This is a genomic window from Microbispora sp. ZYX-F-249 (genome assembly GCF_039649665.1).
GTDB lineage: Bacteria > Actinomycetota > Actinomycetes > Streptosporangiales > Streptosporangiaceae > Microbispora > Microbispora maris.
Map to the genome: position 1 here is coordinate 1 of NZ_JBDJAW010000005.1, position 26,429 is coordinate 26,429.

Consider the following 26,429-nt stretch of genomic DNA (forward strand, 5'->3'; position numbering starts at 1 on the left):
GGTGCGCGGAAGAACAGAAGTGATGCATGAGATACACGCGCCATTGGATATGGACGTTGTCACGTTAAACATCACGTATATGCATCTCCGCTATCAGTAAGCACGGATGGTCAAAAACTCCCTTCTATGGGGAGTCAGCCTTGGGTGGCGCATCTGTCCGGTGAGTGGTTCCGGGACAATTGAGACGTACGGCGTACGCCAGAATCGACGGCATGGCCGACAACCCCCCGGAACCCGGCTCTGCCGAGCATGCGAACGCCCTCCGGTACGCGTGGATGGTCTGCTCCGTCACCGGGCTCGGTCTCGTGCTCATCGGGCTCAGTTCCAGCACGCTGAACGTCGCTCTCCCCTCGGTCGTCCGGCACTTCGAGGCCGGGCCGCCGGCGTCGAGCTGGATCCTGCTCGCGCACCTGCTGATCAGCACCGCGACGCTGGTGTTCTTCGGCCGCGTCGCGGACCTGCTCGGCAGGCGGAAGGTCTACCTCGTCGGCTTCGCCCTCTTCACCGGCGCGTCGCTGCTCGCCGGGGTCGCACCCGACGTCGGCGTCCTCATCGCCTTGCGGGCGGTCCAGGGACTCGGCGCGGCCATGATCCTGGCCAACGGCACGGTGATCGTCACCGCCGCCTTCCCGCCCGACAGGCTCAGCCAGGGGATGGGCGTCTACATGGCCACGCTCTCGGTGGCCCAGCTCGCCGGGCCGACCCTCGGCGGCCTGATCGCGGACACGCTCGGCTGGCGGTGGATCTTCTGGATCAACGTCCCTGCGGGGGTGGTCGCGCTCGCCTGGGGCGCGGCGGTGCTGCGGAAGGTCCCGGCCGGTCCCCGGCAGTCCGTGGACGTGCTGGGCAACCTGATCGTGTTCGCCGCCCTGTCGGCCGTACTGGTCGCGATCAGTCAGGGCGAGCCGTTGCCCGGCGTGGCCGCCGCCGCGCTCGTCCCCGCGCTGTTCGCGGTGGAGCGCAGGGCCCGCAACCCGGTGCTCAACCTCACGTTGTTCGGCGGGCGCATGCTGCTGTTCGCCAATTTGGCGTCGTTCGCGAACGCGCTGGCGCGCTCGTCGCTGATCCTGCTCGCCGGGCTCTACTTCCAGGCCGCGCGCGGCGCCGACGCGCTGGCCGCCGGTGTGGGCGTGCTGCCGGTCCCCGTGGGCATGACCCTCGCCTCTCCCCTGGCGGGGGCGCTGGGCCGCCGGGTGAGCCCGTACGCGTTGTCGGTGGGAGGATGCGCGCTCTCGGCGTCGGGACTGCTCGTCCTCACGCTCGCGGCCGGCCCGGCCACGCCGTACTGGGTGATCGGCGCCGGGCTCTTCCTTTGCGGGTGCGGCAGCGGCGCCTTCCTCACCGGCAACACGACGCAGGTCATGGGCGCGCTGCCCGAGGAGAGCCGGGGGGTGGTGAACGGCTTCCGGCTGATGGTCATGAACGTCGGCGTCGTGCTCAGCGTGGCGACGACGCTGAGCGTGCTGACCGCATCCGTCGCGCCGGCGCTGCGCGCCCAGGTCTACGCCGGGACGCTGTCACGGGTGTCCCCCGACGCGCTGCGACAGCTCATGGGCGGGTTCCGCACCACCTATCTCGTGCTGTTCTGCGTCGCGCTGCTCGGCGTCCTCTTCGCGGCCACCGCCTCGACCCCGGACATCAGGAGATCCAGGCCGAACGCGTAGTAGGCGTCGAGGTCGGGCTCCTCCTCCATCGCCTTGGCGTATTCGACGATCCGGGGGAACTCGCCGGCGGGGAGCCGCTCCAGGGTCAGCCGCCTCTGCCGGCGCGACTCGGCCGCCTCCGCCGCGCTGGACGCGCCGGGGCAGCCGGGCTCGTTCTCGACCAGGGCCATGGCGCCGTGCAGCAGGTAGGTGGAGACGGCGTAGCCCTCACGCAACGTGAAACCCGCCTGGGAGAGCAGCTCGAGCGCGGTGTCGGTCGCGCGGTTGAAGCTCGCCAGCTCCTGCTTCTCGACCCTCGCGAACAGCCCCGGCATGTACCGGTGCCGCCGCATCACCCCGATCAGCGCCTCGACCATCACCCGCAGCCGCACGTTCCACGGCGCCGCCGGGTCGAACTCGGGAGTGACCTGGGCGAGCAGATGGTCGGCGAGACAGACGAACAACTGGTCCTTGTTCTTGACGTGCCAGTAGAGAGCCATCGGCGTCACCCCGAGCTCCTGGGCGAGCCGCCGCACGGTGACCGACTCCAGGCTCTCGGCGTCGGCCAGCTCCACGGCCTTCTCGACCAGACTCAGGCGGCTCAGCCGCTCCGCGTTCGCCATGGCCCGCAGCCTCCCTACCTCCTCGGCACTTGACAACTATACGCCGTACAAGGTCTCCTATGCACCGTACATGTACGCGGTACATGTACCTAGTACAAGAGGAGGACGCATGTCCGGACGGTGGTGGGCGCTGGTCGCGGTGTCGCTCGCGACTTTCATGACCTACCTGGACAACAACGTGGTCAACGTGGCCCTGCCGACGATCCAGCGGAACCTGGCGCTGACGATCTCCGGGCTGGAGTGGATCGTGAGCGCGTACATCCTGGTGTTCGCGGGCCTGCTGCTCGCGGGCGGGCGCCTGGCGGACGTCTTCGGCCCCCGGACCGCGTTCTTCACGGGCCTGACGGTCTTCACGCTCGCGTCGGTGGCGGCGGGCCTCGCCGGCAGCCAGGAGACGCTGATCGCCGCGCGGGCGGTGCAGGGGCTCGGCGCCGCGCTGGTGACGCCGTCGACACTGGCGTTGCTGCCGCGGATCTTCCCCGACCCGCGCGAGCGGGCGACGGCCGTCGGCGTCTGGAGCGCGGTCGGCGCTCTGGCTCTCGCGATCGGCCCGCTCACCGGCGGGTTCCTCAGCGAGAACGCCGACTGGGGCTGGATCTTCCTGATCAACCTGCCGATCGGCGTGGTCGCGGCCGTGATCGGCCTGCGTTCGATCAGGGTCGAGCGGGCGACGTCCGGGCGGATGTCCCTCGACCTGCCCGGCCTGGGCACCTCCGCCGTGGCGCTGTTCGCCCTCACCTACGCGCTCATCGAGGGCGAGTCGCGTGGGTGGACCTCGGCGCCGATCCTCGGGGCGTTCGCGGCCTTCGCGGTGGCCGCCGTCGCGTTCCTGATCGTCGAGTCCCGCACCGCGCAGCCGATGATCGACCTCAGCCTGTTCCGTGAGCGGGTCTTCAGCGGCGGCCTGCTGTCGATGGGCCTGTGGTCGTTCGGCGTCTTCGGCATCTACTTCTTCACCGCCCTCTACCTGCAGAGCGCGCTCGGGTTCTCCCCGACCGAGGCGGGCGCGGGGTTCGTGCCGATGGCCCTGCTCATGGCGGTGATCGCGAGCGTCTCTCCGCGGATCGCCGAGCGCTTCGGCAGCGCGGGCACGGTCGCCGTCGGCCTCGGCCTGATGGCGGTGGCCATCGGCGGGCTGTCGAGCGCGGGCGAGGGCTCCCACTACGGCGACCTGCTCCCCTGGTTCCTGCTGTACGGCGCGGGCGCCGGTCTGCTCGTCCCCCTGACGAACGTGGTGCTGGGCGCGATGCCCCCCGCGCGGGCCGGTGTGGCCTCGGGCGTGCTCAACGTCTCCCGCGAGGTCTTCGGCCTGCTCGGCATCACGATCCTGGGGGCGATCCTGAGCGCCAGGCAGAGCGCGGTCGGCGGGGCTCCGCTGCACGCCTTCCTGGAGGCCTACCGGTTCACGCTGCTGATCGCGGCGGCGATCGTGCTGGTCGGCGTCCCGGTCAGCGTGTACTCCCTGCGCCGCGGCCGGGCCGCGGCCGACGTCACCGAGCCCGCCGAGCCGGCCGTGGCCGAGCCGGTCGCCTGAGTCGTCCGGACGACGTCGGCAGCAGACCGGCCGGCGGCGGCGACGGATCAGGGGAGCAGGATGCCGGGGAGTGGGGTGCCGACCCGCTTGACCGTGCGGATCACCGGGGCGGTCTCCACCTCGCGCACTCCGTCCAGCGGCGCCACCCGTTCCGTGAGGTAGAGGTAGAGGGCCGCGGTGTCGCGGCAGGTCACCCCGTGTTCGCCGGGTGGCGCAGCCGGGCGGCGGCGCTCTCGGAGGAGCAGGTCGTGCGTCTGCGTCGGGATCCCGCTATCGAGCACGAGGTCGCCCTCAGGCCAACGCCCTGTGGTGGAGCGAGCAGATCAAGGCCGGCGACGTCGTACGAGGCGCGTACGGGCACCTGAAGACGGCGCCGATCCACGAGGACGACATCGCGGCGGTGGCCGTGCACGCCCTGACCGAGGACGGGCACGCCGGGCGCCGGTACACGCTCACCGGGCCCGAGGTCCTCACCCTGGCGGAGCAGGTACGGGTCATCGGCGAGGCGATCGGGCGGCCCCTGCGCTGGCAGGAGCTGACCCGGGAGGAGGAACGCGCCAGGCTGCTGGCCGACCCCGGCTTCCCCGACGGCTTCGTGGACGAACTGCTCGACGGATACGCCAGGATGGCCGCCGCCCCGGCGCCCGCCGTCACCGCCACCGTGCCCGGCATCACCGGCGCCGCGGCCACGCCGCTGTCACGATGGGCGGCCGAGCACGCGGCCGGCTTCGGCGGCGGACCGCGACGAGAGTGATCGTCATCGCCCTGGTCCTTGGTCAGGGCCCGCTCCCACGCTGAGTCCCCGTACGGCTCCGCACTCCGCGGAGCCGTACGGGAGGGTCTACTCCTTGATGACGTTGTCGCGCGAATCGTCGCCGTAGACCGGGTTCCAGCCGAGGTGCTCCTCGGTGACGAGCAGGCGGATCAGTCCGGACTTCCGGGTGGACTCCTCCGCCTCCCAGACGGTCCAGTCCTTCCCGACGGAAATGTCCTGTTTATGCGGATCAATGGCGTAGCCACCGAGATTTCGCGGGTTGGGCTCGATGACCGCATAGGTGACCTTCAGCCCGCGCTTCTCGATCTCCGGCACGACCTCGCCCACCGTCTTCCCGTCCACCCGATATCCGGCGAGTGAGCGGCCCTTCATGGTCGCCGGACGATAGGCGAGGATCTCCGGCGGCGCGCTCCTCATCTGGACGCTGTCGTCGGGCACGAGCACGCACGGCTTCACCGGGTCCTCCATGAGGATCGTGCTGGTGCTGCTTCCCCCGTCGGGCAGGGCCGTGAGGGTCCAGACGAAGGTCTGGCCGGGCTTGAACAGCCGGGTGTCGATCCGCATCTGCCAGCTGTCCTTCTCCCCCGGGATGTTCGTCGGCGGGTCGTAGAGTCCCTGGGGGATGTCCTCCACGTAGGTGGCGCGCGGCTCCCGGCACTTCTTCCCCGCAGGCGCGTAGTCGACGATGGCGGGGACGCCCAGGTCGCGCAGCTGCTTCGTCAGCCCCGCGACGTCGCGGAAGTCGCGGACCCTGACCCACACGACCCCGTCGGAGTCCTTGGTGACGGCGTAGGAGCGTGTGACGAGGGCTCCGTCGTCGAGCAGGCTCGGGCCGACGACGATGCCCGCGGCGGCCACGGCGGCGGCCGCCAGGCCCAGAGCCAGCCGGCGCGGGCCGCGACGCCTGACACGCGCCGGCGCGGACCCACCGCCGCCGGGCGGCCCGGCCGTGATCGAGGCCAGCAACGCCCGCGCCCCCGCGCCGGACGGGCGGCCGCCCGGCGCGCCGGGCTCGACCCGGGCCAGCGGCCCGATCATCTCTTCGATGTCCTTCACAGCGGCCTCCCCGCCGGCGTCAGCCGGCTGCGTGACGTGAGATGGACGCCCGCCTCGGCGAGCGCCCGGGAAAAGCGCCGTCGGGCGCGGTAGAGCCGGATGCGTACGGCGTTGCGCGACAGGCCGAGCGCGGTGGCGATCTCGTCGCGGCCCAGCCCCTCCCACGCCACCAGCGACAGCAGCTCGCGGTCGTCGTCGGACAGGCTCCGGAACGCCTCGCCGATCGCGGCCAGCTCGACCCCGCTCTCGGGGGAGTCTCCGTACAGGTCGGCCATCTCGGCGTCCAGCTCCGCGCTGCGGGCCTGGCGGCGTATCTCACCCCTGCGGTGGTTGGCCACCACGTTGCGGGCCACGCCGTACAACCACAGGACGGCCTCGTCCCCCTCGGGTAAGTCGTTCACGCGCCGCCAGGCGACGGTGTAGACCTCGGCCACCACGTCGGCCGCGTCCTGCGGCGAGTCGCAGCGGCGGACCGCGTACGCCGTGAGCCGGCCGTACGTCTCCCGGTAAACGGCCTCGAACCTTGCCGACGGTTCGTCATCCACGGGCGATCCCCATGACTGTTCCCTAACTCGGTGCGACTGCGGACATCCCTCCCATGTACGGAGCCCGCTCATCATTTCCCGCGAAATCGAGCGGGGGCGGAATCCGGGACAATGGGCCGGTGCCGGTACGCAGACTCGACCCGGGGAAGATCAGAGAGGCGCTCGACGCGCAGCTCGCCGATCTCGGACGGCCGCCGTTCGACGGCCCCGAGAGCGCGGCGGGCAACGCGTGCGTGCTGGCCGTGCTCGACGCCTACGAGAACGGGCGCACGCCGGTCAGGACCGCCGCCCGCGCCGCCGTACGGCACCTGCTGGACGAGCTGGCCGCGCGGGCGCCGGGCCGCTCGGTCGAGGTGCGGGTCCCGCCGTACGCCGCGGTGCAGTGCGTCGAAGGGCCCCGGCACACCCGGGGCACCCCGCCCAACGTCATCGAGACCGACCCCCGCACCTGGCTCGAACTGGCCACGGGCCGGCTGTCCTGGGCCGGCGCCACCGACGCCGGGAAGATCTCGGCCAGCGGATCCCGGGCCGATCTGTCCGCGCTGCTGCCGCTCTGGTGACCTCGGCCCCGGGCTACCGCGGCCCGGTGAGCCTGTCCTCCACGCAGCGCTGCGCGTCCTCCTGCGTGGGATAGAGCCTGCGGTCGAAGCACTCACCGACATGCCTGGTCTGGAACCAGGTGTAGAGGATCACACCGATGAGCAGGGCGAGCAGCAAGGTCAGCACGCTCAGCACCAGCCCGCCGACCGCCCTGCGCCTGTTGGAGTTCCGCGCGATCGCCACGATGCCGAGGACGAGCCCGACGACCGCCACGAGCGTGCCGACGCCGCAGACCAGCAGCAGGACGAGCGAGCAGATCCCGAGCACCAGCGCGGCGGTGCCGAGCCCGCCGCCCGGCTGGGCCCCCCAGGGCCCTCCGGGAGGTCCGCCCGGCGCCGGAGGCGGCGGCAGCGGCCCCCCGTACGGCGGCTGCCCGTAGGGCGGTTGTCCGTGAGGCGGTTGTCCGGGGGGAGGTCCCGAGCCGTACGGCTCCCGCGGCTGCCCGGGGTCGTGGGGTGTCGCCACGATGATCCCTCCCGTACCGATTCTGGGGCCTGCCCGAAAGCTCAGGCTCCCCCGAAATCCGCGTGTGAGCAGGGACGACACGGCAAAGAGCGGGTGATGCTTCCGGCGCCTCACAGGCATGCCCCGGTTTGAGCAGCGCCAATGCCCAAATAGACTCAAGTACGTGTTGAAGGGCGACGGCCGGCTGGGCCATGACCTCGACCCCCAGGACCGCGCTCCGAAGGACGCCTGTGGCGTCTTCGGCGTATGGGCGCCCGGGGAGGACGTCTCCAAACTCACCTACTACGGCCTCTACGCGTTGCAGCACCGTGGACAGGAGTCCGCGGGCATCGCGGTCAGCGAGGGCAGCCGCATCCTCGTCTACAAGGACATGGGCCTGGTGGCCCAGGTCTTCGACGAGTCGATCCTCGGCACCCTGCGCGGGCACCTGTCCATCGGGCACTGCCGTTACTCCACGACCGGATCGAGTGTCTGGGAGAACGCGCAGCCCACGCTGAGCTCGACCGACGGCGGCGGGCTCGCGCTCGCCCACAACGGCAACCTGATCAATACCGCTCAGCTCTCCGAACGGCTCGCGCCGGGCTCCACGCGCGCGACGACCGACACCGAGGTGCTCACCGCGCTGCTGGCGCAGGACTCCTCGCGTCCGGTCGAGGACGTGGCGGCCGAGTTGCTTCCCGAGATCAAGGGCGCATACTCGCTCGTCTGGATGAACGAGACGACGCTGTTCGCCGCCCGCGACCCGCAGGGCATCCGCCCGCTCGTGCTGGGGCGGCTGGAGCGCGGCTGGGTGGTCGCCTCCGAGACCGCGGCCCTCGACATCGTCGGTGCGTCGTTCATCCGTGAGATCGAGCCCGGCGAACTGCTCACCATCGACGAGCGCGGCGTCCGTTCGCGCCGCTTCGCACCGGCCGAGCCCAAGGGCTGCCTGTTCGAGTACGTCTACCTCGCCCGGCCCGACACCACGATCGCCGGGCGCGGCGTGCAGTCCACCCGGGTCGAGGTCGGCCGCGTGCTGGCCCGGGAGTACCCGGTGGAAGCCGACCTCGTCATCCCCACGCCCGAGTCCGGCACCCCCGCCGCCATCGGCTACGCCGAGCAGAGCGGCATCCCGTACGGCCAGGGCCTGGTGAAGAACTCCTACGTCGGCCGGACGTTCATCCAGCCGTCGCAGACGATCCGGCAGCTCGGCATCCGCCTCAAGCTCAACCCGTTGCGCGAGGTCATCGAGGGCAAGCGCCTGGTGGTCGTGGACGACTCGATCGTGCGCGGCAACACCCAGCGGGCCATCGTGAAGATGCTGCGCGAGGCCGGGGCGACCGAGGTCCACGTCCGGATCTCCTCGCCCCCGGTCGCCTGGCCGTGCTTCTACGGCATCGACTTCGCCACCCGCGCGGAGCTGATCGCCGGGTCGCTTTCGGTCGAGGAGATCCGCGCCTCGCTCGGCGCCGACTCGCTCGGGTACATCTCCCTCGACGGGCTCACCCGGGCGACGACGCTGCCGGCCGACCGGCTCTGCCGCGCCTGCTTCACCGGTGAGTACCCCATTCCCATCGAGGACGACAGGGTGGGCAAGTTCGTGCTGGAGGCCCAGCGATGACCAGCTACGCCGACGCCGGCGTCGACATCGAGGCGGGCGACCGCGCCGTCGAGCTGATGAAGTCGCGCGTGGCGCGGTCCCGGCGCCCGGAGGTCGTGGACGACGTCAGCGGCTTCGCCGGGCTCTTCGACGCCTCGGCGTTCCTGCGCTACCGCAGGCCGTTGCTGGCCACGTCCACCGACGGCGTGGGCACCAAGGTCATGCTGGCCCAGCAGCTCGGCAAGCACGACACGATCGGCATCGACCTCGTCGGCATGGTCGTCGACGACCTCGTGGTCTGCGGGGCCGAGCCGCTGTTCATGACCGACTACATCGCGTGCGGCAAGGTCGTGCCCGAGCGGATCGCCGACATCGTGGGCGGCGTGGCCGAGGGCTGCCGGCTCGCCGGATGCGCGCTCGTCGGCGGGGAGACCGCCGAGCACCCCGGGGCGATGGGCCCCGACGAGTACGACCTCGCGGGCGCGGGCACCGGGGTCGTCGAGGCCGACGAGCTGCTCGGTCCCGACCGGGTCGCGCCGGGGGACGTGGTGCTCGGGCTCGCCTCGAGCGGCGTCCACTCCAACGGATACTCGCTGGTCAGGCACGTGATCAAGACCGCCGGGCTGGGCCTGGAGCAGGAGCTGCCCGAGCTGGGCCGTACGCTCGGCGAGGAACTGCTCGAGCCCACCCGCATCTACTCGCTCGACTGCCTGGCGCTCATCCGAGAGACCGAGGTGCACGCCCTGGCCCACATCACCGGCGGCGGGCTGGCGGCCAACCTCGCCAGGTCACTGCCCGGCACGGTGGACGCCCTTCTCGACCGTGACTCCTGGACGCCGCCCGCGATCTTCGAGGTGCTGGCCGGGCGCGGCGGCGTGCCCCAGGAGGAGATGGACAAGACGTTCAACCTCGGCGTTGGCATGTGTGCGATCGTCCCGGCGGCGGAGGCCGACAGGGCACTCGCGCTGCTCACCGGGCGCGGCCTGCCCGCCTGGGTGCTGGGCGAGATCGTCCCCGGGGAGGGGCGAGCCCGTTTCCGCCGGTGAGGTGGCGGGTTCCCCGCCCTCATTCGGCTCCCGGCGCGTGACGGTCGTCGCCTGTCTCCCGGCGGCGGCCGTCGAGCACCGGCCTCACTGGGAGGCCGGCTCTCTGAAAACCACGCGGGCAGTGCCTTCGCCGGCTGGACGTCACACGGCCGTGACAAAGCGGAGCGCGACGGCGGCAGGCACCGAGAGCGGCAGCCCGCGAACCGAGCCGTGCCGGCCCGGCTCGCCCGTGCGATTCGGGCACGCCGGACTCGCCGGAGGCTCACGCCCGGTTCATGGACCCGTGGGGACGCGAACGCATGGACGGGCCGCCCCTGGGAACGCGGAAACACGCCGACGGCATGACGACCGCGACCCCATCGCCACAAGGCATGGCCGACGGCGACCGTGGCACCGTACGAAAACTCTCACGCGAGCGGTGAGGCTCGAGGGAGCACGACTCGCCGGATATGCCGGACATGAGAGAGCAACCCGGCGGGAACGTCCCCGCCGGGTCACTCACCTGGCGATCAGAACCGGGTCAACGCCGCCCACGGCGGTCGTCCTCGCCGTCATCGTCGTCGACGACCCCGTAATCGGCGTAGCGATCAGCCAACTCTTCGTAAGGGTCATGCTCGTCACTGTGGCCGGAATCGTCGGCGTCCACGACTCCGAGCTCCGCGCGCAGGCGCTCAAGATCCGTCCCGCCGCTGTTGTACTTCAGCTGACGGGCGACCTTGACCTGCTTGGCCTTGGCTCGGCCGCGCCCCATTGGCTCGACCCCCTCATGCGGGGTCGTGCCCGACCCCTCGTCACTAACGCACCGCGCACCGACGCCACCTGACTTCAGGCGTCAGTCTCTCGTTCGCCTATTACCGTACCTGGTTTGTGCGCCGCTCGGTACGTCGTACGACCGGCGGCGGTCAGCGCCGGAGCCAAATACCCCTTAGCCGACCGATTTCTGACATTCTCCGCTCTGCCAGCCTATCCGCTGCGACCGCGGGAGGGACGCCTTCCTCCTCGGCGGAGCGGAAGATCTTCAAGGTCGTGTCGAAGATCCTCGCGGCCCGCGCGCGGGCCCGATCCATGTCGAAGCCCTCGATCTCGTCGGCCACCTGGATGACCCCGCCCGAGTTCACGACGTAGTCCGGCGCGTACAGGATGCCCCGCTCGGCGAGCTGCTTCTCGACGCCGGGGTGGGCGAGCTGATTGTTGGCGCCGCCGCAGACGATCCTCGCCGTGAGCCGGGGGACGGTCTCGTCGTCCAGCGCGCCGCCGAGGGCGCAGGGCGCGTACACGTCGATGTCGGACGCCGCGAGCGTGGCGGCGTCGGGCACGACCTCGACCGCGGGGTGGCGCTGCCGCACCCGCTCGACGGCCCGCTCGTCGACGTCGCAGATCACGACCTCGGCCCCGTCCTCGACCAGGTGGTCGACCAGGCGGTGGCCGACCTTGCCGACCCCCTCGACCCCGACCCGCCTGCCGCTCAGGGAGGAGGCGCCGTACACATGGTCGGCGGCGGCCCGCATGCCCTGGAACACGCCGAACGCGGTGAGGATGGAGGAGTCGCCGGCGCCGCCGTGGGCCTGGGTGCGGCCGGTGACGTAGGAGCACTCGCGCGCCACCACGTCCATGTCCTCGCTGTAGGTGCCCACGTCGCAGGCGGTGTAGTAGCGCCCGCCCAGCGACTGGACGAACCTGCCGTAGGCCCGCAGCAGGGCCTCGCTCTTGTCGGTGGCGGGGTCGCCGATGATGACGGCCTTGGCGCCCCCGTGGTCGAGGCCGGCCAGCGCGTTCTTGTAGGCCATGGCCCGCGAGAGGTTGAGCACGTCGGCGAGCGCGGCCTGCTCGCTCTCGTAGGGATAGAACCGGGTGCCGCCGAGCCCCGGTCCGAGGGCGGTGCTGTAGATCGCGATGATGGCGTAGAGGCCGCTTCGCTCGTCGGAGCAGAAGACGACCTGCTCGTGTCGCACCGGCTGGACGGGGTTCGCGTCGTCGCCCGAGCCGGAGTCCTTGTGGGACAGCCCGAAAACGTCGGTCACGGTGGTGACTCCTGATCGTGTACGCCGCCTCGTTGCGGCGATCGGACTTCAGCTTATCCGATACACCCGCGAAACGATCATGAAAAGCCGGAGCGGTGCTGCACATGCGTCCGCCGACGTGGCACGATTCTGGTGTGCTCCCCTACGCCGCCTATCTCCGTGTGTACGAGCCGCTGACCGCTTTCGCCCCTCAGGATCAAGCTCGGTGGGCCCGGTACGCCGAATCACGCGACCGGCCGCGCCGTGCGGGGGCGCTCGAGGTCGAGCACGGCGAGGCGGTCCGCCGCCTGCTGTCGGTCCCGCCGTTGCCGGCGCCCGAGCGGGAGAGCCCCAACGCGTACCTGCGCCGGGTCGAGGAGACGCTGTACGTCTGCCCCTGGCAGAGCAGGCTGCGGTCGTGGCTCGCGTTCGCGTCGTTCCGCGGGAGCGTGCCGGTGAAGCTGGCCTCCCGGTTCGTCCCCCAGGCCATCGCGGAGCAGACCGCCGACGACTTCGACCGGTTCAAGCGCGGGGAACAGTCCCTGCGCACCCACATCCGCACGGGCGCCTGGCATGTGCCGATCTCGTGGTTCGTGCCGTTCGACTCGGCCGAGCGGTGGCTCGTGCTGGGCTCGGAGCAGCCGGCCGAGCCGGGCGCGCAGACCACCGCCGCCCCGCCCAGGAACATGCTGTACGTCACCTCGATGGCACAGGCCCGCCGCCGGGTGGCCCGGGCGCTGGTGGTGATCCGCAGGCACGTCGGTCAGGTGGCGGCCCTCACCGAGGTCGAGGAGGTGGGCCGCTGGCTGGAGGAGTTCCACCCCCACTCGCTGGTGGAGCTCGACTACGGCGGCCTCGTCCACCTGATGGACGACAGGACCCTGCAGGGCGACCAGTCCGTGGCCGAGGTGGCGACGGCCCTCGCGGGTTTGGACAACGGTCAGGAAGAGCTTGCCTTCGCGATGTATCAGCGGGTGATTCTCCGCTGGAGGTCGATCCGGGCTCTCGAATCGGCAAACTGACGGTCATGAAGGCGGCCCGACCTGCCGATTCTGGTCATGACATCGTCGATCTCACATCTACGAACTGAGTAGTTTGCCGTTTTCACTGCGATACCACGAAACGTGTCGCTAGAATCACCCAGCGTGACATCAACCCGTGGTCGAGACGTTGTGCCCTAAGGGCTCGCCAATCGCGCTACGTGGCTGTATGGTCACATCGGGTGATGCCGTAAATGGTCCTAGAAACCGCACGTTTTGGATCATTGAAGGACATCCGTGACAGTGCCACGACCGACAAGATCTACCCGATCGGAGCGGTCCAGAGAGGTGCACCGGCACGGCGGCGCAGGAGGAGCCCGTAGCGGAGAGCTACGAGCCCGCCTCACCGCCGTCGGCCACCTCTCTGCGCGACGCGACGGGCAGAGATTGCGGCTGGGGCACTTGCGCCAGACAAGTCGCAGGATCGCTGCCGGCGGTCCACACGGAGGAGAGGCCGCACAAATGTCAGCTCGTACACCCGAGGCCGAGCCACTGCTCACCCCGGCGGAGGTCGCCACGATGTTCCGCGTCGACCCCAAGACCGTGACGCGGTGGGCGAAGGCGGGCAAGTTGACGTCCATCCGCACCCTCGGCGGTCACCGGCGCTACCGGGAGACCGAGGTCCGGGCGCTGCTCGCGGGGATTCCGCAGCAGCGGTCCGAGTAGGACGTGGCCGTCACACCAGGGGGGAACAACGGCGCGCTCGCGTCGGGGATGTGAGCGCGTCCACCATCGGACACAGCGAGGGGACCGCCGGCCGCAACCGGCACGCACTGTCCGCACCCGCCCCGCAAGGGCGTGGGTCGGAGCCTGGTCGTCCTCGCCTGCTTCCGGCTGCCTCAGCCGGAGGCGGCAAGCCGTCCCTCGGGGACGGAGGTGTCACCCTCCCATGACCGCTACCCCGTCATGGGAGGAATCTGGGGTCGGCGCCGCCCGCCCGGCGCCTCCCCGCGTGAACGCCCGGTCCTTCCGCCGCTCCCGGCGGTTCCCCCCTTTCCCCATGCGTACGTCCTGACCGCCGTACCTTGGGGCGCTCTCCGGACGTCCCGGGGGCTTTCCTGACCGATCAGGGAACCGCCTCACGGTTCGTGGCGGGCAGCAGGGTCTCCAGCAGCACCCGCACCCCGGGATCGTGCCCGCTCGCCGTCCGCAGGAGCGCGACCATCTGGTCCACCAGCAGGCGCTCCAGCTCGGCCCGCCTCATGTCACGGTGCTCCAGCCAGTCGAGGCCGGCCGTCTCCACCGAGGCGACCCACGACCTCAGCGTGACGCGCAACGCCGGACCGGGCGCGTCGACCCCCATCTGATGCACGATCATGCGCAGCATACGCTGGCGCACCCCGTCGACGATCTCGCCGATCTCCCCGGCGCGATTGGCCGGGCCGCCCCTGAGCAACGCGGCGAAGCCGGCCGCGTGCTCCTCGACGAAGTCGAAGTATCGCGTCAGCCCCGAGCTGAGCTGCTCCAGCGGCCCGCCCTCGCCCTGCGGCTGTAACCGTGCCTGCAGCTCGGCCGCCGCGCTGCGCAGGGCCGCCACGTAGAGCTCCTGCTTGCCGCCGAAGTAGTGGTAGACGAGCGCCCGCGACGCGCCCGCGGAAGCCGCCACGTCGTCGATCGAGACGTCCTCGGCGTCGTGCCTGCTGAACAGCTCGAGCGCGGCGGCGATGAGCTCCTCCCGCCGCCGGTCGACGCTGAGCCTGCGGCGCGCCGGCCGTGCACCGTCTTCCGCTTGGCGTGTGGCACCCACACTCCGCACCCTAGCGAATCGTCCCTCAATGAGGGGGACCGGCCGGATCAAGGGTTTCCCCGCGAACCCCCTCCCGGTTCCGCCGCCCTACCCACGGTCCGGCTAACCTTCCCAACGCCCGATTAGAGGAAGGATCGTGTCTTAGCGCGATCAACCCGTACCCTCTGGGCAACTCGATCGTTTGGTGTGTCAGGTGCACGTCCACGCATCGTGGGGAGAACCATGTCAGGACCGTCCATGCAGACCACTGCCCGGAAAGACGTCGGGGTCGATATCCCTGCCGGCGGACTGTCCGATGGGTTCAGCCCACGGCCCCGCCCAACCATTCGCAACGTGGCCGAGCGCGCAGGAGTTTCCAAGTCGCTCGTGTCTCTCGTGCTGCGGGGCTCCCCGCACGTGAGCGAGCACCGCAGGGAGGCCGTACTCCAGGCCGCCCGGGAGCTCGGCTACCGCCCCAACGCGGTCGCCCGCAGCCTGGTCGAGGGGCGGACCCACCTCGTGGGCGCGCTCGTGGCCGACCTGCACAACCCCTTCTACGCGGAGTTCCTCGACGGCCTGCAGGAGAGCCTGCACGGCGACGGGCTGCGGCTGCTCATCGGCAGCGGCCGCTGGGACCCGGCGTTCGAGGACGAGGCCGTCGAGGCCTTCCTGGAACTACGGGTGGACGGACTGGTCCTGCTCGGGGTCGCGCCGTCCAGCGACACGCTTGCCGAGGCGTCCGCCTACACGCCGACCGTGGTGGTGGGCGAACGCGACGTCGAACTCGAGGGCGTGGACATCGTCGTCGACGACGACCAGCTCGGCGCCCGCTTCGCCGTCGACCACCTCGTGGAGCTGGGGCACCGGCGCATCGCCCACATCGAGGGCGCGCCGTCGTCGGCCGCCCGGTGCCGCTGCGAGGGCTACCTGGTGGCCATGCGCCGCCACGCGCTCGCGCCGTACATCATGGTGGAGCACGGCGACTTCAGCGAGGAGGGCGGCCGGCGCGCGGCGCTGGCGCTGCTGAAGCGCGAGCCCCGGCCGACGGCGATCTTCGCGGCGAACGACATCGTCGCCATGGGCGTGCTGACCGCGGCGAGCGAGCTGGGACTGCGGGTGCCCGAGGACCTGTCGGTCGTCGGGTACGACAACACGCACCTCGCCTCCGTCACCCACATCTCGCTGACCAGCGTGGACCAGCCCCGGCGGGCCATGGGCCGCTCGGCGGCGGCGTTGCTGAGCGACCGCATCACCGAGCCGGGCAAGACCGCCCGTCTGCGGCAGGTGAGCCCGCAGCTCGTCGTACGGCGCAGCACCGGGCCGGCCCCAAGCGGTGGCCAAAGCTAGGTCAATCACCGACGTGTCCCCTCGCGGCGGGTGTTGACTTCAGCCGTGGCGCCGGCCCCCCGGCGGGTCGCGGAAGGGCTGCCCGCGGGCCGGCGACCGGAAATCGGGGGGATACATGCGTGATCCTGAGTTGGTCTCGTGCGCGCAGCGGGCCGCCGGTGAGCTGGAGCGGGCCTGGGCCTACTGGAGGGAGAGCCGGGGGCTCGGCAACGAGGACGTCGCCGAGTCGGTGGCGAGCTACGTCGCCCACTCGATCGACCACCCCTGGGGACGGCCCCGCGTGGTGCTGGGCCTCGACGCCGAGGACGCCCGTGAGCTGGCCGCTCTCCTGCACCGGCAGGAGGTCCCCGAGCCGGCGTGGGCGGGCAGGTTTCCGGCATAACGGTCTGATCACGACTCTGTTCCGGTTAGGTTGGAAAGACTGCACCTCCGGGAAGGGATTTCGACCGTGATCAGACGACCACTCGCCGCCGCAGCACTGGCCCTGTGCGGGGTCGGAGCCGTCGCCTGCGGCGGCGGTGAGGTCTCCGGCACGGGGGCCTCCGCCCCCGCCGCCGTCACGCCCCAGGTCGGGCAGCCGGCCGCGACGCAGAACCGGGCGGCCGACACGGCGGGGCAGGGAGCGTCCCGGCCCGCCGGCTCCGAGACGGACATCACGACCGTCCCCGACACCCGTACGGCCGCCGCCACCGAGACCGCCAGCACCGAGACCGCCGCCAAGCCGCTGGCCGGAAAGCGCGTCGTGATCGATCCCGGCCACAACGGCGGGAACTACCGCCATGCCCGGGAGATCAACAAGCTCGTCGACATCTCCAACCAGAAGAAGGCCTGCGACACGACCGGCACGTCGACCAACGACGGCTACACCGAGGCGGCCTTCACCTGGGACGTGTCCACCAAGCTCGCGAAGCTCCTGAAGGCCCGGGGAGCCACGGTCACGCTCACCCGGTCGAGCAAGACCCCATGGGGTCCCTGCATCGACAAGCGGGCCGCAATCGGGAACGAGAACGACGCGGACGCGGCGATCTCCATCCACGGCGACGGCGCGGCGGCGAACCTGCACGGGTTCCACATCATCATGCCGAAGAAGATCGGCGGGCCGGTCGACGCGGTCGTGGAGGACTCGGCGCGGCTCGGACAGGACGTGCGGGACGCCTTCCATGAGCGCACCGGCCTGCCGTACTCGAACTACATCGGCAAGCAGGCGCTGAACTACCGCAGCGACCTCGGCGGGCTCAACCTGTCGAGGGTGCCGAAGATCTTCATCGAGTGCGGCAACATGCGGAACGCGACCGACGCCGCCAAGTTCAAGAACCGGGACTTCCGCAAGCGGATGGCCGAGGCACTGGCGCAGGGCCTGGAGAAGTACCTCACCTCCGCCCGCTGACCACCGGACCCTCGCCGCGGCGCGTCGGCGGCTTCTGGACGGCTCAGGGGGCCTCCAGGAGGGCTGTGGACGGGGTGACAGGGCTGTCGGTGCGGTTTGACATCATCGGCGGCATGGACCACCTGCTTCCCCGGCCGAGGCTGACCGAGACCGGCTCCGGGTCTGCCGAGATCGCCCCCGGTTCCGCCGTGTCGGGCCCGGCCCCGCTCGCCGACGCCGTACGGCTCGCGCTCCCCGTCCTCGGCCTGGGGCCCGGCGACGCCGCCACGGCGGCCGTGCGGGTGGCCGAGGATCCCCGGCTCGGGCCGGAGGCGTACGCGATGACGATCGCGGGCGACGGCGTCCGCATCACGGCCAGGGACCGCGCGGGGGCCTTCTACGCCGGGCAGACGCTGCGGCAGCTCCTGCCGGCCGAGGCGTTCCGGTCGGCCCTCGTGCCCGGGACGTCCTGGACGGTCCCCTGCGGGCGGGTGGAGGACGCGCCGGGGTTCTCCTGGCGCGGCGCCCACCTCGACGTGGCGCGCAGCTTCCTGCCCAAGCGGGAGGTGCTGCGCATGATCGACCTGATGGCGCTGCACAAGCTCAACCGGCTGCACCTCCACCTGGCCGACGACCAGGGCTGGCGGGTGGAGAGCCGGGCGTTCCCGCTGCTGCACGAGGTGGGCTCGCACCGTCCGCGGACGATCACCAGCCACAGAGGGGAGGAACTCGCCTTCGACGGCGTCCCCCACGGCGGCCACTACACGCTGGCCGACCTCGCGGAGATCGCGGCGTACGCCCGGGCGCGGGCGGTCACCGTCGTGCCGGAGATCGACGTGCCGGGGCACGCCTCCGCCGTGCTGGCCGCCTACCCCGCGCTGGCCGCCCGGCCGCAGGAGCGCTACGAGGTGCTGGACCGGTGGGGCATCTCGTCGGCGATCCTGTCCCCGCTTCCGGCGACCGTCGACTTCCTGACCACCGTCTTCGCCGAGATCGCCGGCGCGCTGGGCGACGTGCCGTACTTCCACATCGGCGGGGACGAGTGCGTGCTGGACGACTGGGCGGCGTCGGCGGAGATCTCGGCCTACCAGGCGTCGCTCGGCCTGGAGAGCGTGGGCGGCCTGCACGCGTGGTTCCTGCGGCGGCTCGCCGACGCACTGGCCGAGCGCGGCAGCCGCACGGTGGTGTGGGACGAGGCGTTCGTCAGCGGCAGGCTGCGGCCGGACACGATCGTCATGCCGTGGCGTGGCGAGCATGTCGGGCGCCGGGCCGCGGCGGCGGGGCACGACGTGGTGGCGACGCCGGTCTTCCCGATGTACTTCGACTACGCCGAGGCCGCCTCGCCCGAGGAACCGGCCGGGCTGGGCGACGCGATCACCGTGGCCGACGTGGCGGCCTTCGCCCCGGCGCCGTCGGCATGGCCGGAGGAGGACCGGGCCCGGGTGATCGGCGTCCAGTTCCAGCTGTGGAGCGAGCGCATCCCGGACGGGCGGACGCTCGACTACCGCGCCTGGCCCCGGGGGTGCGCGGCGGCGGAGATCGCCTGGACCGGCGGCCCGGCCGGGACCGAGGACTTCTTCCGCCGCCTCGACGCCCACCTCGCGCGGCTTGACGCGTTCGGCGTGGAATACCGCCCGCTCTCCGGCCCGAGGCCCTGGCAGCGGGGCGGCACCGGGTGGCGCCGCCACCGCCCGGGCGCCGTCGCGGTGCACGACGTGATGCGCCACCTGCACGAGCTCAGCCTGTCGGCCGACTCCACCCGGCCCAGCATGTGACGCCGCACGCCGCCTCCGACTCCACACCGCCTTCCACCACCGCGCCGCAGTCAACGCCGCACCGCCGTCAACGCCGCACCGCCGTCAACGCCGCACCGCCGTCAACGCCGCGCCGCCGTCAATGCCGCGCCGCCTGGGCGACCCGCCGCACACGTGGCCGGTCGCACAGCACGTCGGTGCTGTCGACGTACTGGTCCACCGCGCCCGTGAGAGGCAACCGCCGCACCTCCGGGTCGGCGATGGTCTCCAGCAGCGCCTCGGTGAAGCGCTCGGCGCGCAGCACCCGGTAGGGCCGGTCGTGGTAGGGCCTGGTGCGCGGATCGACGGGTGCGGTGAGGCCGAGGGCGTTGTGCAGGGCCGCGAGTGCCTCGTAGGCGGCGGCGAGGTGGCGCTCGCGCTCCCGCCGGTGGGTGGCCGACACGGCCGCCCTGAGCACCGGCGCCAGCGCGGGGCCGCACGGCAGGGCGGCGAACGCGCTGCCCAGCCACTTGCCGTACGGCGGGTAGCGGCGGTGCATGAGCAGGGCGAGCCGGATGAGATCCCGCACCAGACGGGCGCAGATGACGGCGGAGCCCAGTTCGTCGCCGGCCTCGCCGGCACGGCCCACGAACGCCTCCTCCTGGGCGATCCGCCGCCACTGGCAGGCCAGGACGTAGCGCCAGACGTCGCCGGGATACCAGGCGAGGCGCCGCCGGACCGGCAGGAGCAGGCCCAGGCCGTCGTGGAAGACCTCTCCCGTCGTGATCTCCGCGAGCGTCTGGGTTGGTGTCGCCAGCCAGTCGCACAGGCCGACACCCGCGATCGGATCGTACCCGAGGTGCCCGGTGAGCCACGCGGTCAGATCGGCCACCACCACTCCGTGCCGGAGCGGTCCGTCCGTCGTCTCCATCCGGCGGGTGCCGTCGGCCCCAACCGGGCCGAAGTTCGTGGGGTAGCCGAGGAATCGCGGCGGTAGGTTCTCGGCGAGCGCGGCGTCCACGGCCTCGCCGTGGGCGGCGGCGTCCGCACCGCTCAGGAACAGCTGCAGCCGAGGGCCCCAGTCGTGGTCGGTGGACCGATCGCTGTCATACCCGAGCACCTCGGAGCCCGGGCCGAGGAGGGCCGCCGTGTGGATGAGGCCGCCGAAGCGCCGCGCCAGCAGCGGCGCCACCGCCTCCAGGTAGAACCGCCGCGACAGCTCCAGTCCGCGCACGTGCCCGTCTCCCACAGCCGACATCGTCCGCAGGACGCGTCCCAGGGCGCAACCGGCTTTCCCCGGTGTGACCCCCTGCTCGGCGCCGCGGCCGCGCGCACTCCGGCACGCCGGGGATGCGGCGGGGAGGGATGTCACGTCCCGTCGAGGACCTCGGCGACGATGGCGGCGGCGATCTTCTCGGCGTCCAGGCCCTGGTGGGCGTCGATGACCTCGCGAATCCTCGTCGTCAGGAGTTGGTCGGCGTGGGCGGCGTCGCCGATGTGGCGGGCGGCCACCGCGACCGCGGCCGCGAGCTCGTAGGCCTCGTCCGGGCCGAGACCTTGGGGATCGGCCTCCACGAGAACGCGTGCGCCGTTCTTGGGGGAGACGCGGACCTTCCACCGTCCGGAGGTGCCGGAGACCGACAGGGTGTCCTTCCGCAGGGCGGGCGGGAACAGGACGACGGCCATCCGGCCCGCCGCGGCGAGGATGCGCTCGGCGAGCCGCCGGGCGTCCTTCTTGGCGACGACGATCCTCGCGGAGCGGTTGACGATGCTCACCGAGTCACCGCTGTCCGCCACGGCGATCCGCTCGCCGTCGGCCTGGTCGTAGATGGCGCTCATGCGTGGGGGCCGCTCGCTTGGCAGTTTGTCGGGGCGGGCTGTGATACTCCCGCCCATGCATGATCTCGTACTTTCCGAGGACATGATCGCGGCCTGTCCTCCGGGTACGGGCCGTCACGGGCGGCGGACATGAGGAGGTCCGGCCGGTTCGGCCTCCGCCCGAGCGCGGAGGAGTGGCGGCGGGATTGGATCGCCCGCGGCGAGCTGCGCGACCGGCGGTTCGAGCTGCCGGCCGGAGTGTCGAGCGTGACCTTCGACGGCGCACGGCTGATCGACGTGGACTTCTCCGGTCTCCGGTTCGCCGACTTCGGCTCTCATGCCGCCGAGTTCGACGGATGCGACTTCTCCGGCACCACCTTCGAGGAGCTGTCGATGGGCATCGGCCTCCGGCGGACCTGGCGGGGCGAACGGTGGCCGCAGTCGGTCTTCCGCGACTGCGTGTTCCGGCGTACGCGCTTCGCGCCGCTCACCTTCTTCGGCAACGTCCGGTTCGAGCGGTGCGTGTTCGACCGGTCCCGGTTGAGGCAGCAGACGTCCACGACGGAGGCGGAGTTCGTCGACTGCGTGTTCTCCGGCCGGCTCCGCGAGATCAACTTCTGGGGCCGTCCCACTCGTAACCTGGCCGCGCTGGGCAGGGCGCGCAACGCGTTCTCCGGCAACGACTTCACCACCGCCGAGCTGGACTACGTCGCCTTCAAGCACATCGACCTGCACGCGCAGCGCTGGCCCGGCCCGCCCGGCTACGCGCTCCTCGACCGCGTGAGCGCGCGGGTGCGGGCGGTGCTGCCGCTCGTGGAGACCTGGCCGGACGACAGGCACCGGGAGGAGGCCCGCTTCAGCCTGGAGTTCCTCGCCGGCAGCGCCGTGGAGCACAACGACGACCACGCGGTGGTGAGCCCGCTCGACATGGGCCGCAGGCTGCCGCCCGCCCTGCGCGAGGAGCTGTTCGAGGCGCTCAGGGGCACATCCAGCAATACATCTCCTGGTTGAGCCGTACGGCGGTGCGGGCCAGGTCGCGCAGCTCCGTGACCCGCTCGATCTCGAACTCGTCGAGCAGCTCCTCGTCGGCGTACTCGCGCAGCCGCGCGTCGTCGACGGCGGCGAGCGCCTCGACGGTGCCGGACGCCATGCGCTCCAGGGCCGGCCCTTCTTCCTCGTCCACCACGACCGTCTCGGTGTCGCCGAACTCGCTGAGGTCGCGTCCGCTGAGCTCGGCGACCAGCGTGCCGAGCTCGTCGAGCCACCCCTTGCAGTCGACGTACGGCAGGCCGGCGGCCCCCGGCCCGCCCGAGAGGGCACGCCGGGCGGACTGCTCGGAATCGGCGATGAAGTAGTCGACCAGAACGCCCATGCCGGACACCTTATCGATCACGGCACGGACCCGGCCGGGGCTCAGACGAGGGTGTAGCCGGCCTCCTCGACGGCCTTGCGCACCGCGTCGTCGGCGACGTCGCCGGAGACCTCGAGGCGGCCGCTGTCCAGGTCGACCTCGACGCCGGTGACCCCGGGGACCTCGCCGACCTCCTCCTTGACCGAGCTCACGCAGTGGCCGCAGGTCATGCCCTGCACGGTGTAGGTCTTCACGCTCATGACGATCTCCATATCCGGGATGGGGGAACTCATGCGGTGCGGCCGACGATCTCGCGGACCGAGCCGTAACCGTGCCGCCGCAGCCTGCGGGCCAGCTGCCGGTTGATGCGGGACGGCCACAGGGGGCCCTCGTAGATCAGGCCGGTGTATCCCTGCACGAGGGTGGCGCCGGCCAGCAGCCGCTCCCAGACGTCGTCGACGTCCTCCACGCCGCCGACGGAGACCAGCGTGAGCCTGTCGCCGGCCTTCTGGCGCAGGCGGCGCAGCACCTCCAGGGAGCGGGCCTTGAGCGGCCGTCCGGACAGGCCGCCCGCCTCCGTGCTCGCGACGCCCTCGCGGCTGATCGTGGTGTTGGTCGCGATGACGCCCGCCAGCCCGAGCTCGGTGGCGAGCTCGGCCACGGCGTCCACGTCCTCGTCCGCCAGGTCCGGCGCGATCTTCACGAGCAGCGGGGTGCGTCCGGCCGCCTCCTTGACCGCCGCGAGCAGCGGCCGCAGGCGGTCCACGGCCTGCAGGTCGCGCAGGCCCGGTGTGTTGGGCGAGCTCACGTTGACCACGAGGTAGTCGGCGAGCGGCGCCAGCCTGCGGGCGCTGTCCACGTAGTCGCGGACGGCCTCGGACTCGGGCACGACCTTGGTCTTGCCGATGTTGACGCCGACCACGGCCGGGATGTGCCGCACCCTGCGCAGCCGCTTGGCCGCGGCCGCCGCCCCGGCGTTGTTGAAGCCCATCCGGTTGATGATCGCCCGGCTCTCCCGCAGGCGGAACAGCCGCGGCCGCGGGTTGCCGGGCTGGGCGTGCGCGGTGATCGTGCCGACCTCGACGTACCCGAAGCCGAGCGCCGAGAGCGGCTCGGCGCATCCGGCGTCCTTGTCGAAGCCGGCGGCGAGCCCGAACGGCGAGGCGAAGTGGACGCCGAACGCCTGCACGCGCAGCGACTCCGCCCTCGGCGCGAGCAGCCGGTGCAGCAGCCGCACGAGAGGCGGGAACATCCCGAGCAGGCGGAGCAGCCTGATCGTGGCGTGGTGGACGGCCTCGGCGTCGAGGCGGCTCAGGACCTGCGTGAACACGAGTCGATACATCACGGCAAGACTATCGCCCGGTCACGGCGCACCTCGGCGCGCCGGGCCTGTGGCCGTGCGCCCGGTCAGTTGGGCCGGGGCCGGGCCTCGGCCGTGGGCTGGGGCAGCGGCCGGTGTGACGCCGTACGGATGGAGAGCATCGCGTCGAAGCCCAGCAGTCGCAGCAGCCGCAGCACGAGCCGGGTGGGGCGGACGAAGGTCACTCCGCCGCCCCACTCCCGCACGCACGCGTCGGCCCACAGGAGGCTCCGCGCGCCCGCGCAGTCGAGGAAGCCGACCCCGGCCAGGTCGACCTCGACGGGCCCGGGCCGGTACGTCCCCAGCGTCTGCCGCAGGCAGGCACGGAACTCCGGCACCCCCGACACGTCGAGGTCGCCGCTCACGGACACATGGATGCCGGTTTCAGACGACGTGGTCTGGATTCGCAACATTCCTCGGGTTCTGCTCGCCCAGCAGCTCCGCCGCGAGCTCGGATACCTTCCGTCTGCTGTCCCTGGCCTGCTTGCGCAGCCCGGTGAACGCCTGCGAGGCCGTCAGGTCGTGCTTGCCCATGAGATAGCCGATGGCACGCTCGATCACGACGCGGTAGTCCAGCGCGTACTGGAGCTGGTCGGCGAGCACGGCCTTCTCGTCCGCCTCCATCGACGCCACGAGGACCTGCTCGATCACGTGGGCGTACGCGTGGAGGGCCTGGGTGTCGCTCTCCTGCCACTCGTGCGGCGCGTCCTGGTAGACGTTCAGGGTGCCCACGGGCACCCCGCCGAGCCGGATCGGCACTCCCGCCACCCCGCGCACCTCGGGGTGCAGCAGCTCACGCAGGGCCGGCCATCGCCGGTCGGCCCGCACGTCGACGGTCGTCACCGCGGTGTCGCCCACGTACGCCGCCACGCACGGGCCCTGGGCCGTCACCGCCTGAGCGCGCTCGAGGCTGCGGCCACGCTCGTCGGTGGCGAAGAGATAGCGGAGTGTGCGGTCCTCCTCGGCGAACATCAGCCCGGCCCCGGAGTATCCGAAAAGCCGGTCGACCACTTGGACGATGCGCTCAAGGTGGTGCACGATCCCGGTCGCCGCCCTGTCCTTCTGCAGACGTCTCAGGCTGGCGACTAGAGCCTCAGGATCGATATGGGTCATTCCGTATCCTCTCGTGAACCTCACCTCGCACCGCCGTGGCCTGTGGGAGAGGTGCCGATTCGGCCATCACAACTGCCCGGAGGGGGCTCGATCAGTCCTGATCTCTGCCAGGACCTGGAGAACGATGACCATCAGCTCGCCGAGACGGGAACCGGCCTGCGCCTCCGCGCGGTCCCAGACCCGCCCGTCACGGGCGTAGAAGTCCAGGACGCCGATGAGTTCGCGATCCTCGATGAGCGGTACGGAGAGGACGGCCCGGACCGGCGGGGCGTGGACGGCCACGTGCGGGAACCCCATGGGGCTCGCGGCGTGCAGATCGTGGATCGCGACGAGGCCGCCACTGGCGGCGCTCTCGATGGCGGGACCGTCGCCCACGGACTCTTGGGCGGACTCCAGCAGTACGCCGTCGTCGTCGGTCGCCCCGACCGCGCGGAGGCGGCCTCGACCGTCGAGCAGCATCAACGCGGCGCCGTCGACCCCGAACAGGCCGGCCATGCCGGTGAGGACGTTCTCGAGAACGGACGACGCGTCCAATGCCATCGCGAGCCCACTTTCAAATGATGAAGCGGCCGCGGACACAGGGCGGAGTGGTGCTAAGCCTAGTGGGCTCCGGACGGTTTTGACGCGCTCCTCGATCCGAAGAGCAGACGAATCCGCCCTCCCGTACGGCGGGTGGGGAGCCGTACGGGAGGGCGGATCGGTTCGAGAGGAGGTGGAGGTGAGGTCATTCGCCCCGGAAGGCGCCGGCCTCGTACTGGTCGCGGCGCGGCCGCGGTCCGGGACGCCCGAGGCGTCAGCGCTTGGCCTTCTTGCCCTCGGGCGTGACGGCGTACCACTCGCCGCCGAAGTCGTGCAGGTCCTGGCCGAGCACGTCCCCGGCCTTCTGGTCCTTCGCGTAGTAGTACAGCGGGTGCTTGTTGTAGGTCACCTGCGTGCTGCCGTCCTCCCGCCGGATCGTGCCGAGCAGGTTGGCGCGCGCGCCCGTGCCGGCCTGGGGCGCGCCCGCGGTGAGCACGGGCGGCCACGCGGCGGCGCAGGCCTGGGTGCAGGTGGTGGAGCCGCCCTTGTCCTTGGTGAACAGGTACACCGTGCGGCCGTCCACGCCGACCAGCACGCTGCCGAGCGACGTGGGCGCCGCGTCGATGCGCGCCGGCCCCGTGGGGGACGCCTGGACGGGGGAGGTCGGCGACGCCGGAACGCCGGCGGACGGCGTCGTCCCCGAGGCGTTCTCGGAGGGCTCGGGCGTCTGCGACTCGTTGAGCTGGTCGTTGGCGACGTGGCTGGCGCCCTCGTCGCCGGCACCGCCGCATCCGGCGGCCAGCAGGCTGATCGCGACCGCGCCGGCATACAGCAGTTTCCTCATGTTCGGCCTCCTGGGAAGTGAGCAATGCGGCTCCCAGGAGACACGCGGTGAGGCCGGCCCCGCCGCCGGACGCGAAGATCCGGGACAGGGCTTTGCCGTTTCGTGGGTTCCACCTCACCGGCCCCGCGACTCCCTCGGGGCGCATGTGCGAATTTCGCGGATGAACCGCCGGACTCGGGGAAATCGGAGTAACCGTACGGCTGCGTCGGCGCGTGCCGACACGTGGACCGATCGCGAGGGAGGTGCCGAGGTCCCCGGCGCGTGCGATGCGATGCTGAGGCTGCGACGCCCGCCGGCGAAGCCGTCCGGCCCCTGGGGCGTTCCCGGCGAGCCGCCCCCGCCCGAT

The 26,429-nt window shown here is 71.6% G+C and carries 30 protein-coding genes; 13 read left to right on the forward strand and 17 right to left on the reverse strand.

Going from position 1 to position 26,429, the window contains the following annotated elements; all coding sequences use genetic code 11:
* Positions 1 to 212: 212 nt before the first annotated feature.
* Entirely contained in the window at positions 213 to 1,664 is a 1,452-nt protein-coding gene (locus tag AAH991_RS08270) for an MFS transporter (RefSeq protein WP_346225157.1), read from the forward strand.
* Here AAH991_RS08270 and AAH991_RS08275 read toward each other — a convergent pair.
* A complete protein-coding gene (locus AAH991_RS08275) occupies positions 1,571 to 2,266 on the reverse strand; it encodes a TetR family transcriptional regulator (protein WP_346225158.1) in 696 nt (231 codons plus the stop codon). The genes AAH991_RS08270 and AAH991_RS08275 overlap by 94 nt on opposite strands.
* A gap of 109 nt (positions 2,267 to 2,375) precedes the next feature.
* Here AAH991_RS08275 and AAH991_RS08280 point away from each other — a divergent pair, with 109 nt between their 5' ends.
* Positions 2,376 to 3,800, forward strand: coding sequence for an MFS transporter (locus tag AAH991_RS08280; protein ID WP_346225159.1), 1,425 nt, complete (start codon positions 2,376 to 2,378; stop codon positions 3,798 to 3,800).
* Positions 3,801 to 3,847: 47 nt separating this feature from the next.
* Here AAH991_RS08280 and AAH991_RS08285 read toward each other — a convergent pair whose 3' ends face one another.
* On the reverse strand, positions 3,848 to 3,994 hold the full coding sequence (locus tag AAH991_RS08285; RefSeq protein WP_346225160.1) for a hypothetical protein: 147 nt from the start codon (positions 3,992 to 3,994) through the stop codon (positions 3,848 to 3,850).
* A gap of 14 nt (positions 3,995 to 4,008) precedes the next feature.
* On the opposite strand from AAH991_RS08285, the gene AAH991_RS08290 reads away from it, so the two are divergent.
* A complete protein-coding gene (locus tag AAH991_RS08290; RefSeq protein WP_346225161.1) occupies positions 4,009 to 4,554 on the forward strand; it encodes a Rossmann-fold NAD(P)-binding domain-containing protein in 546 nt (181 codons plus the stop codon).
* Between the two features lie 87 nt (positions 4,555 to 4,641).
* Here AAH991_RS08290 and AAH991_RS08295 read toward each other — a convergent pair whose 3' ends face one another.
* Both AAH991_RS08295 and AAH991_RS08300 read right to left on the reverse strand, forming a co-directional pair.
* A complete protein-coding gene (locus tag AAH991_RS08295; protein ID WP_346225162.1) occupies positions 4,642 to 5,631 on the reverse strand; it encodes a hypothetical protein in 990 nt (329 codons plus the stop codon).
* The gene (locus AAH991_RS08300; RefSeq protein ID WP_346225163.1) at positions 5,628 to 6,176 is read right to left on the reverse strand and encodes an RNA polymerase sigma factor; all 549 of its coding nucleotides are present in this window, start codon (positions 6,174 to 6,176) and stop codon (positions 5,628 to 5,630) included. Before AAH991_RS08300 ends, AAH991_RS08295 begins: the two co-directional genes overlap by 4 nt.
* Before the next feature lie 119 nt (positions 6,177 to 6,295).
* Here AAH991_RS08300 and AAH991_RS08305 point away from each other — a divergent pair, with 119 nt between their 5' ends.
* Positions 6,296 to 6,736: a sterol carrier family protein gene (locus AAH991_RS08305; protein ID WP_346225164.1), complete on the forward strand. Its 441-nt coding sequence runs from the start codon at positions 6,296 to 6,298 to the stop codon at positions 6,734 to 6,736.
* A gap of 13 nt (positions 6,737 to 6,749) precedes the next feature.
* Here AAH991_RS08305 and AAH991_RS08310 read toward each other — a convergent pair whose 3' ends face one another.
* A complete protein-coding gene (locus AAH991_RS08310; RefSeq protein WP_346225165.1) occupies positions 6,750 to 7,241 on the reverse strand; it encodes a hypothetical protein in 492 nt (163 codons plus the stop codon).
* A 163-nt stretch (positions 7,242 to 7,404) separates the two neighbouring features.
* Between AAH991_RS08310 and purF the strand changes: the two genes are divergently transcribed.
* Positions 7,405 to 8,841: an amidophosphoribosyltransferase gene (gene purF / locus AAH991_RS08315; protein ID WP_346225166.1), complete on the forward strand. Its 1,437-nt coding sequence runs from the start codon at positions 7,405 to 7,407 to the stop codon at positions 8,839 to 8,841.
* Positions 8,838 to 9,866 (forward strand): phosphoribosylformylglycinamidine cyclo-ligase, encoded by a 1,029-nt coding sequence (purM, locus tag AAH991_RS08320; RefSeq protein WP_346225167.1) that lies wholly within the window; start codon positions 8,838 to 8,840, stop codon positions 9,864 to 9,866. Before purF ends, purM begins: the two co-directional genes overlap by 4 nt.
* 520 nt (positions 9,867 to 10,386) lie before the next feature.
* On the opposite strand, the gene AAH991_RS08325 is transcribed toward purM, so the two are convergent.
* Positions 10,387 to 10,617, reverse strand: a complete 231-nt coding sequence (locus AAH991_RS08325; RefSeq protein WP_169981816.1) for a DUF3073 domain-containing protein — start codon at positions 10,615 to 10,617, stop codon at positions 10,387 to 10,389.
* A gap of 151 nt (positions 10,618 to 10,768) precedes the next feature.
* On the reverse strand, positions 10,769 to 11,887 hold the full coding sequence (locus AAH991_RS08330; protein ID WP_346225168.1) for a Leu/Phe/Val dehydrogenase: 1,119 nt from the start codon (positions 11,885 to 11,887) through the stop codon (positions 10,769 to 10,771).
* A 134-nt stretch (positions 11,888 to 12,021) separates the two neighbouring features.
* Here AAH991_RS08330 and AAH991_RS08335 point away from each other — a divergent pair, with 134 nt between their 5' ends.
* Entirely contained in the window at positions 12,022 to 12,888 is an 867-nt protein-coding gene (locus AAH991_RS08335) for a DUF8083 family protein (RefSeq protein WP_346225169.1), read from the forward strand.
* Between the two features lie 480 nt (positions 12,889 to 13,368).
* The gene (bldC, locus tag AAH991_RS08340; protein WP_013133571.1) at positions 13,369 to 13,572 is read left to right on the forward strand and encodes a developmental transcriptional regulator BldC; all 204 of its coding nucleotides are present in this window, start codon (positions 13,369 to 13,371) and stop codon (positions 13,570 to 13,572) included.
* A 400-nt stretch (positions 13,573 to 13,972) separates the two neighbouring features.
* On the opposite strand, the gene AAH991_RS08345 is transcribed toward bldC, so the two are convergent.
* Positions 13,973 to 14,653, reverse strand: coding sequence for a TetR/AcrR family transcriptional regulator (locus AAH991_RS08345; protein WP_346225170.1), 681 nt, complete (start codon positions 14,651 to 14,653; stop codon positions 13,973 to 13,975).
* A gap of 222 nt (positions 14,654 to 14,875) precedes the next feature.
* On the opposite strand from AAH991_RS08345, the gene AAH991_RS08350 reads away from it, so the two are divergent.
* The 4 genes from AAH991_RS08350 (at position 14,876) to AAH991_RS08365 (ending at position 19,120) form a co-directional block, all read left to right on the forward strand.
* A complete protein-coding gene (locus AAH991_RS08350) occupies positions 14,876 to 15,979 on the forward strand; it encodes a LacI family DNA-binding transcriptional regulator (RefSeq protein WP_346225171.1) in 1,104 nt (367 codons plus the stop codon).
* 115 nt (positions 15,980 to 16,094) lie between these two features.
* Complete coding sequence (locus AAH991_RS08355) at positions 16,095 to 16,361, forward strand: hypothetical protein (RefSeq protein ID WP_346225172.1); 267 nt, start codon at positions 16,095 to 16,097, stop codon at positions 16,359 to 16,361.
* 66 nt (positions 16,362 to 16,427) lie between these two features.
* Complete coding sequence (locus tag AAH991_RS08360; protein WP_346225173.1) at positions 16,428 to 17,366, forward strand: N-acetylmuramoyl-L-alanine amidase; 939 nt, start codon at positions 16,428 to 16,430, stop codon at positions 17,364 to 17,366.
* Positions 17,367 to 17,431: 65 nt separating this feature from the next.
* The gene (locus AAH991_RS08365; protein ID WP_346225174.1) at positions 17,432 to 19,120 is read left to right on the forward strand and encodes a beta-N-acetylhexosaminidase; all 1,689 of its coding nucleotides are present in this window, start codon (positions 17,432 to 17,434) and stop codon (positions 19,118 to 19,120) included.
* A gap of 118 nt (positions 19,121 to 19,238) precedes the next feature.
* On the opposite strand, the gene AAH991_RS08370 is transcribed toward AAH991_RS08365, so the two are convergent.
* Both AAH991_RS08370 and AAH991_RS08375 read right to left on the reverse strand, forming a co-directional pair.
* The gene (locus AAH991_RS08370; protein ID WP_346225175.1) at positions 19,239 to 20,336 is read right to left on the reverse strand and encodes a DUF4037 domain-containing protein; all 1,098 of its coding nucleotides are present in this window, start codon (positions 20,334 to 20,336) and stop codon (positions 19,239 to 19,241) included.
* A 110-nt stretch (positions 20,337 to 20,446) separates the two neighbouring features.
* On the reverse strand, positions 20,447 to 20,917 hold the full coding sequence (locus tag AAH991_RS08375; protein WP_346225176.1) for a hypothetical protein: 471 nt from the start codon (positions 20,915 to 20,917) through the stop codon (positions 20,447 to 20,449).
* A gap of 129 nt (positions 20,918 to 21,046) precedes the next feature.
* Between AAH991_RS08375 and AAH991_RS08380 the strand changes: the two genes are divergently transcribed.
* Positions 21,047 to 21,907, forward strand: a complete 861-nt coding sequence (locus AAH991_RS08380; protein ID WP_346225177.1) for a pentapeptide repeat-containing protein — start codon at positions 21,047 to 21,049, stop codon at positions 21,905 to 21,907.
* Here the strand turns inward: AAH991_RS08380 and AAH991_RS08385 are convergent.
* From AAH991_RS08385 to AAH991_RS08415, 7 genes are all read right to left on the reverse strand, one after another.
* A complete protein-coding gene (locus tag AAH991_RS08385) occupies positions 21,873 to 22,268 on the reverse strand; it encodes a hypothetical protein (protein ID WP_346225178.1) in 396 nt (131 codons plus the stop codon). The genes AAH991_RS08380 and AAH991_RS08385 overlap by 35 nt on opposite strands.
* 41 nt (positions 22,269 to 22,309) lie before the next feature.
* A complete protein-coding gene (locus AAH991_RS08390) occupies positions 22,310 to 22,507 on the reverse strand; it encodes a heavy-metal-associated domain-containing protein (protein ID WP_346225179.1) in 198 nt (65 codons plus the stop codon).
* 29 nt (positions 22,508 to 22,536) lie between these two features.
* Positions 22,537 to 23,589 (reverse strand): quinone-dependent dihydroorotate dehydrogenase, encoded by a 1,053-nt coding sequence (locus AAH991_RS08395; RefSeq protein WP_346225180.1) that lies wholly within the window; start codon positions 23,587 to 23,589, stop codon positions 22,537 to 22,539.
* Positions 23,590 to 23,654: 65 nt separating this feature from the next.
* A complete protein-coding gene (locus tag AAH991_RS08400; protein ID WP_346225181.1) occupies positions 23,655 to 23,972 on the reverse strand; it encodes an STAS domain-containing protein in 318 nt (105 codons plus the stop codon).
* A 19-nt stretch (positions 23,973 to 23,991) separates the two neighbouring features.
* The gene (locus AAH991_RS08405) at positions 23,992 to 24,720 is read right to left on the reverse strand and encodes an ANTAR domain-containing protein (protein WP_346225182.1); all 729 of its coding nucleotides are present in this window, start codon (positions 24,718 to 24,720) and stop codon (positions 23,992 to 23,994) included.
* A gap of 66 nt (positions 24,721 to 24,786) precedes the next feature.
* Entirely contained in the window at positions 24,787 to 25,260 is a 474-nt protein-coding gene (locus AAH991_RS08410; RefSeq protein WP_346225183.1) for a GAF domain-containing protein, read from the reverse strand.
* A gap of 253 nt (positions 25,261 to 25,513) precedes the next feature.
* Positions 25,514 to 26,083 carry a COG4315 family predicted lipoprotein gene (locus AAH991_RS08415; protein ID WP_346225184.1) on the reverse strand — a complete coding sequence of 190 codons (570 nt, stop codon included), beginning with the start codon at positions 26,081 to 26,083 and terminating at the stop codon, positions 25,514 to 25,516.
* Positions 26,084 to 26,429: the final 346 nt, after the last annotated feature.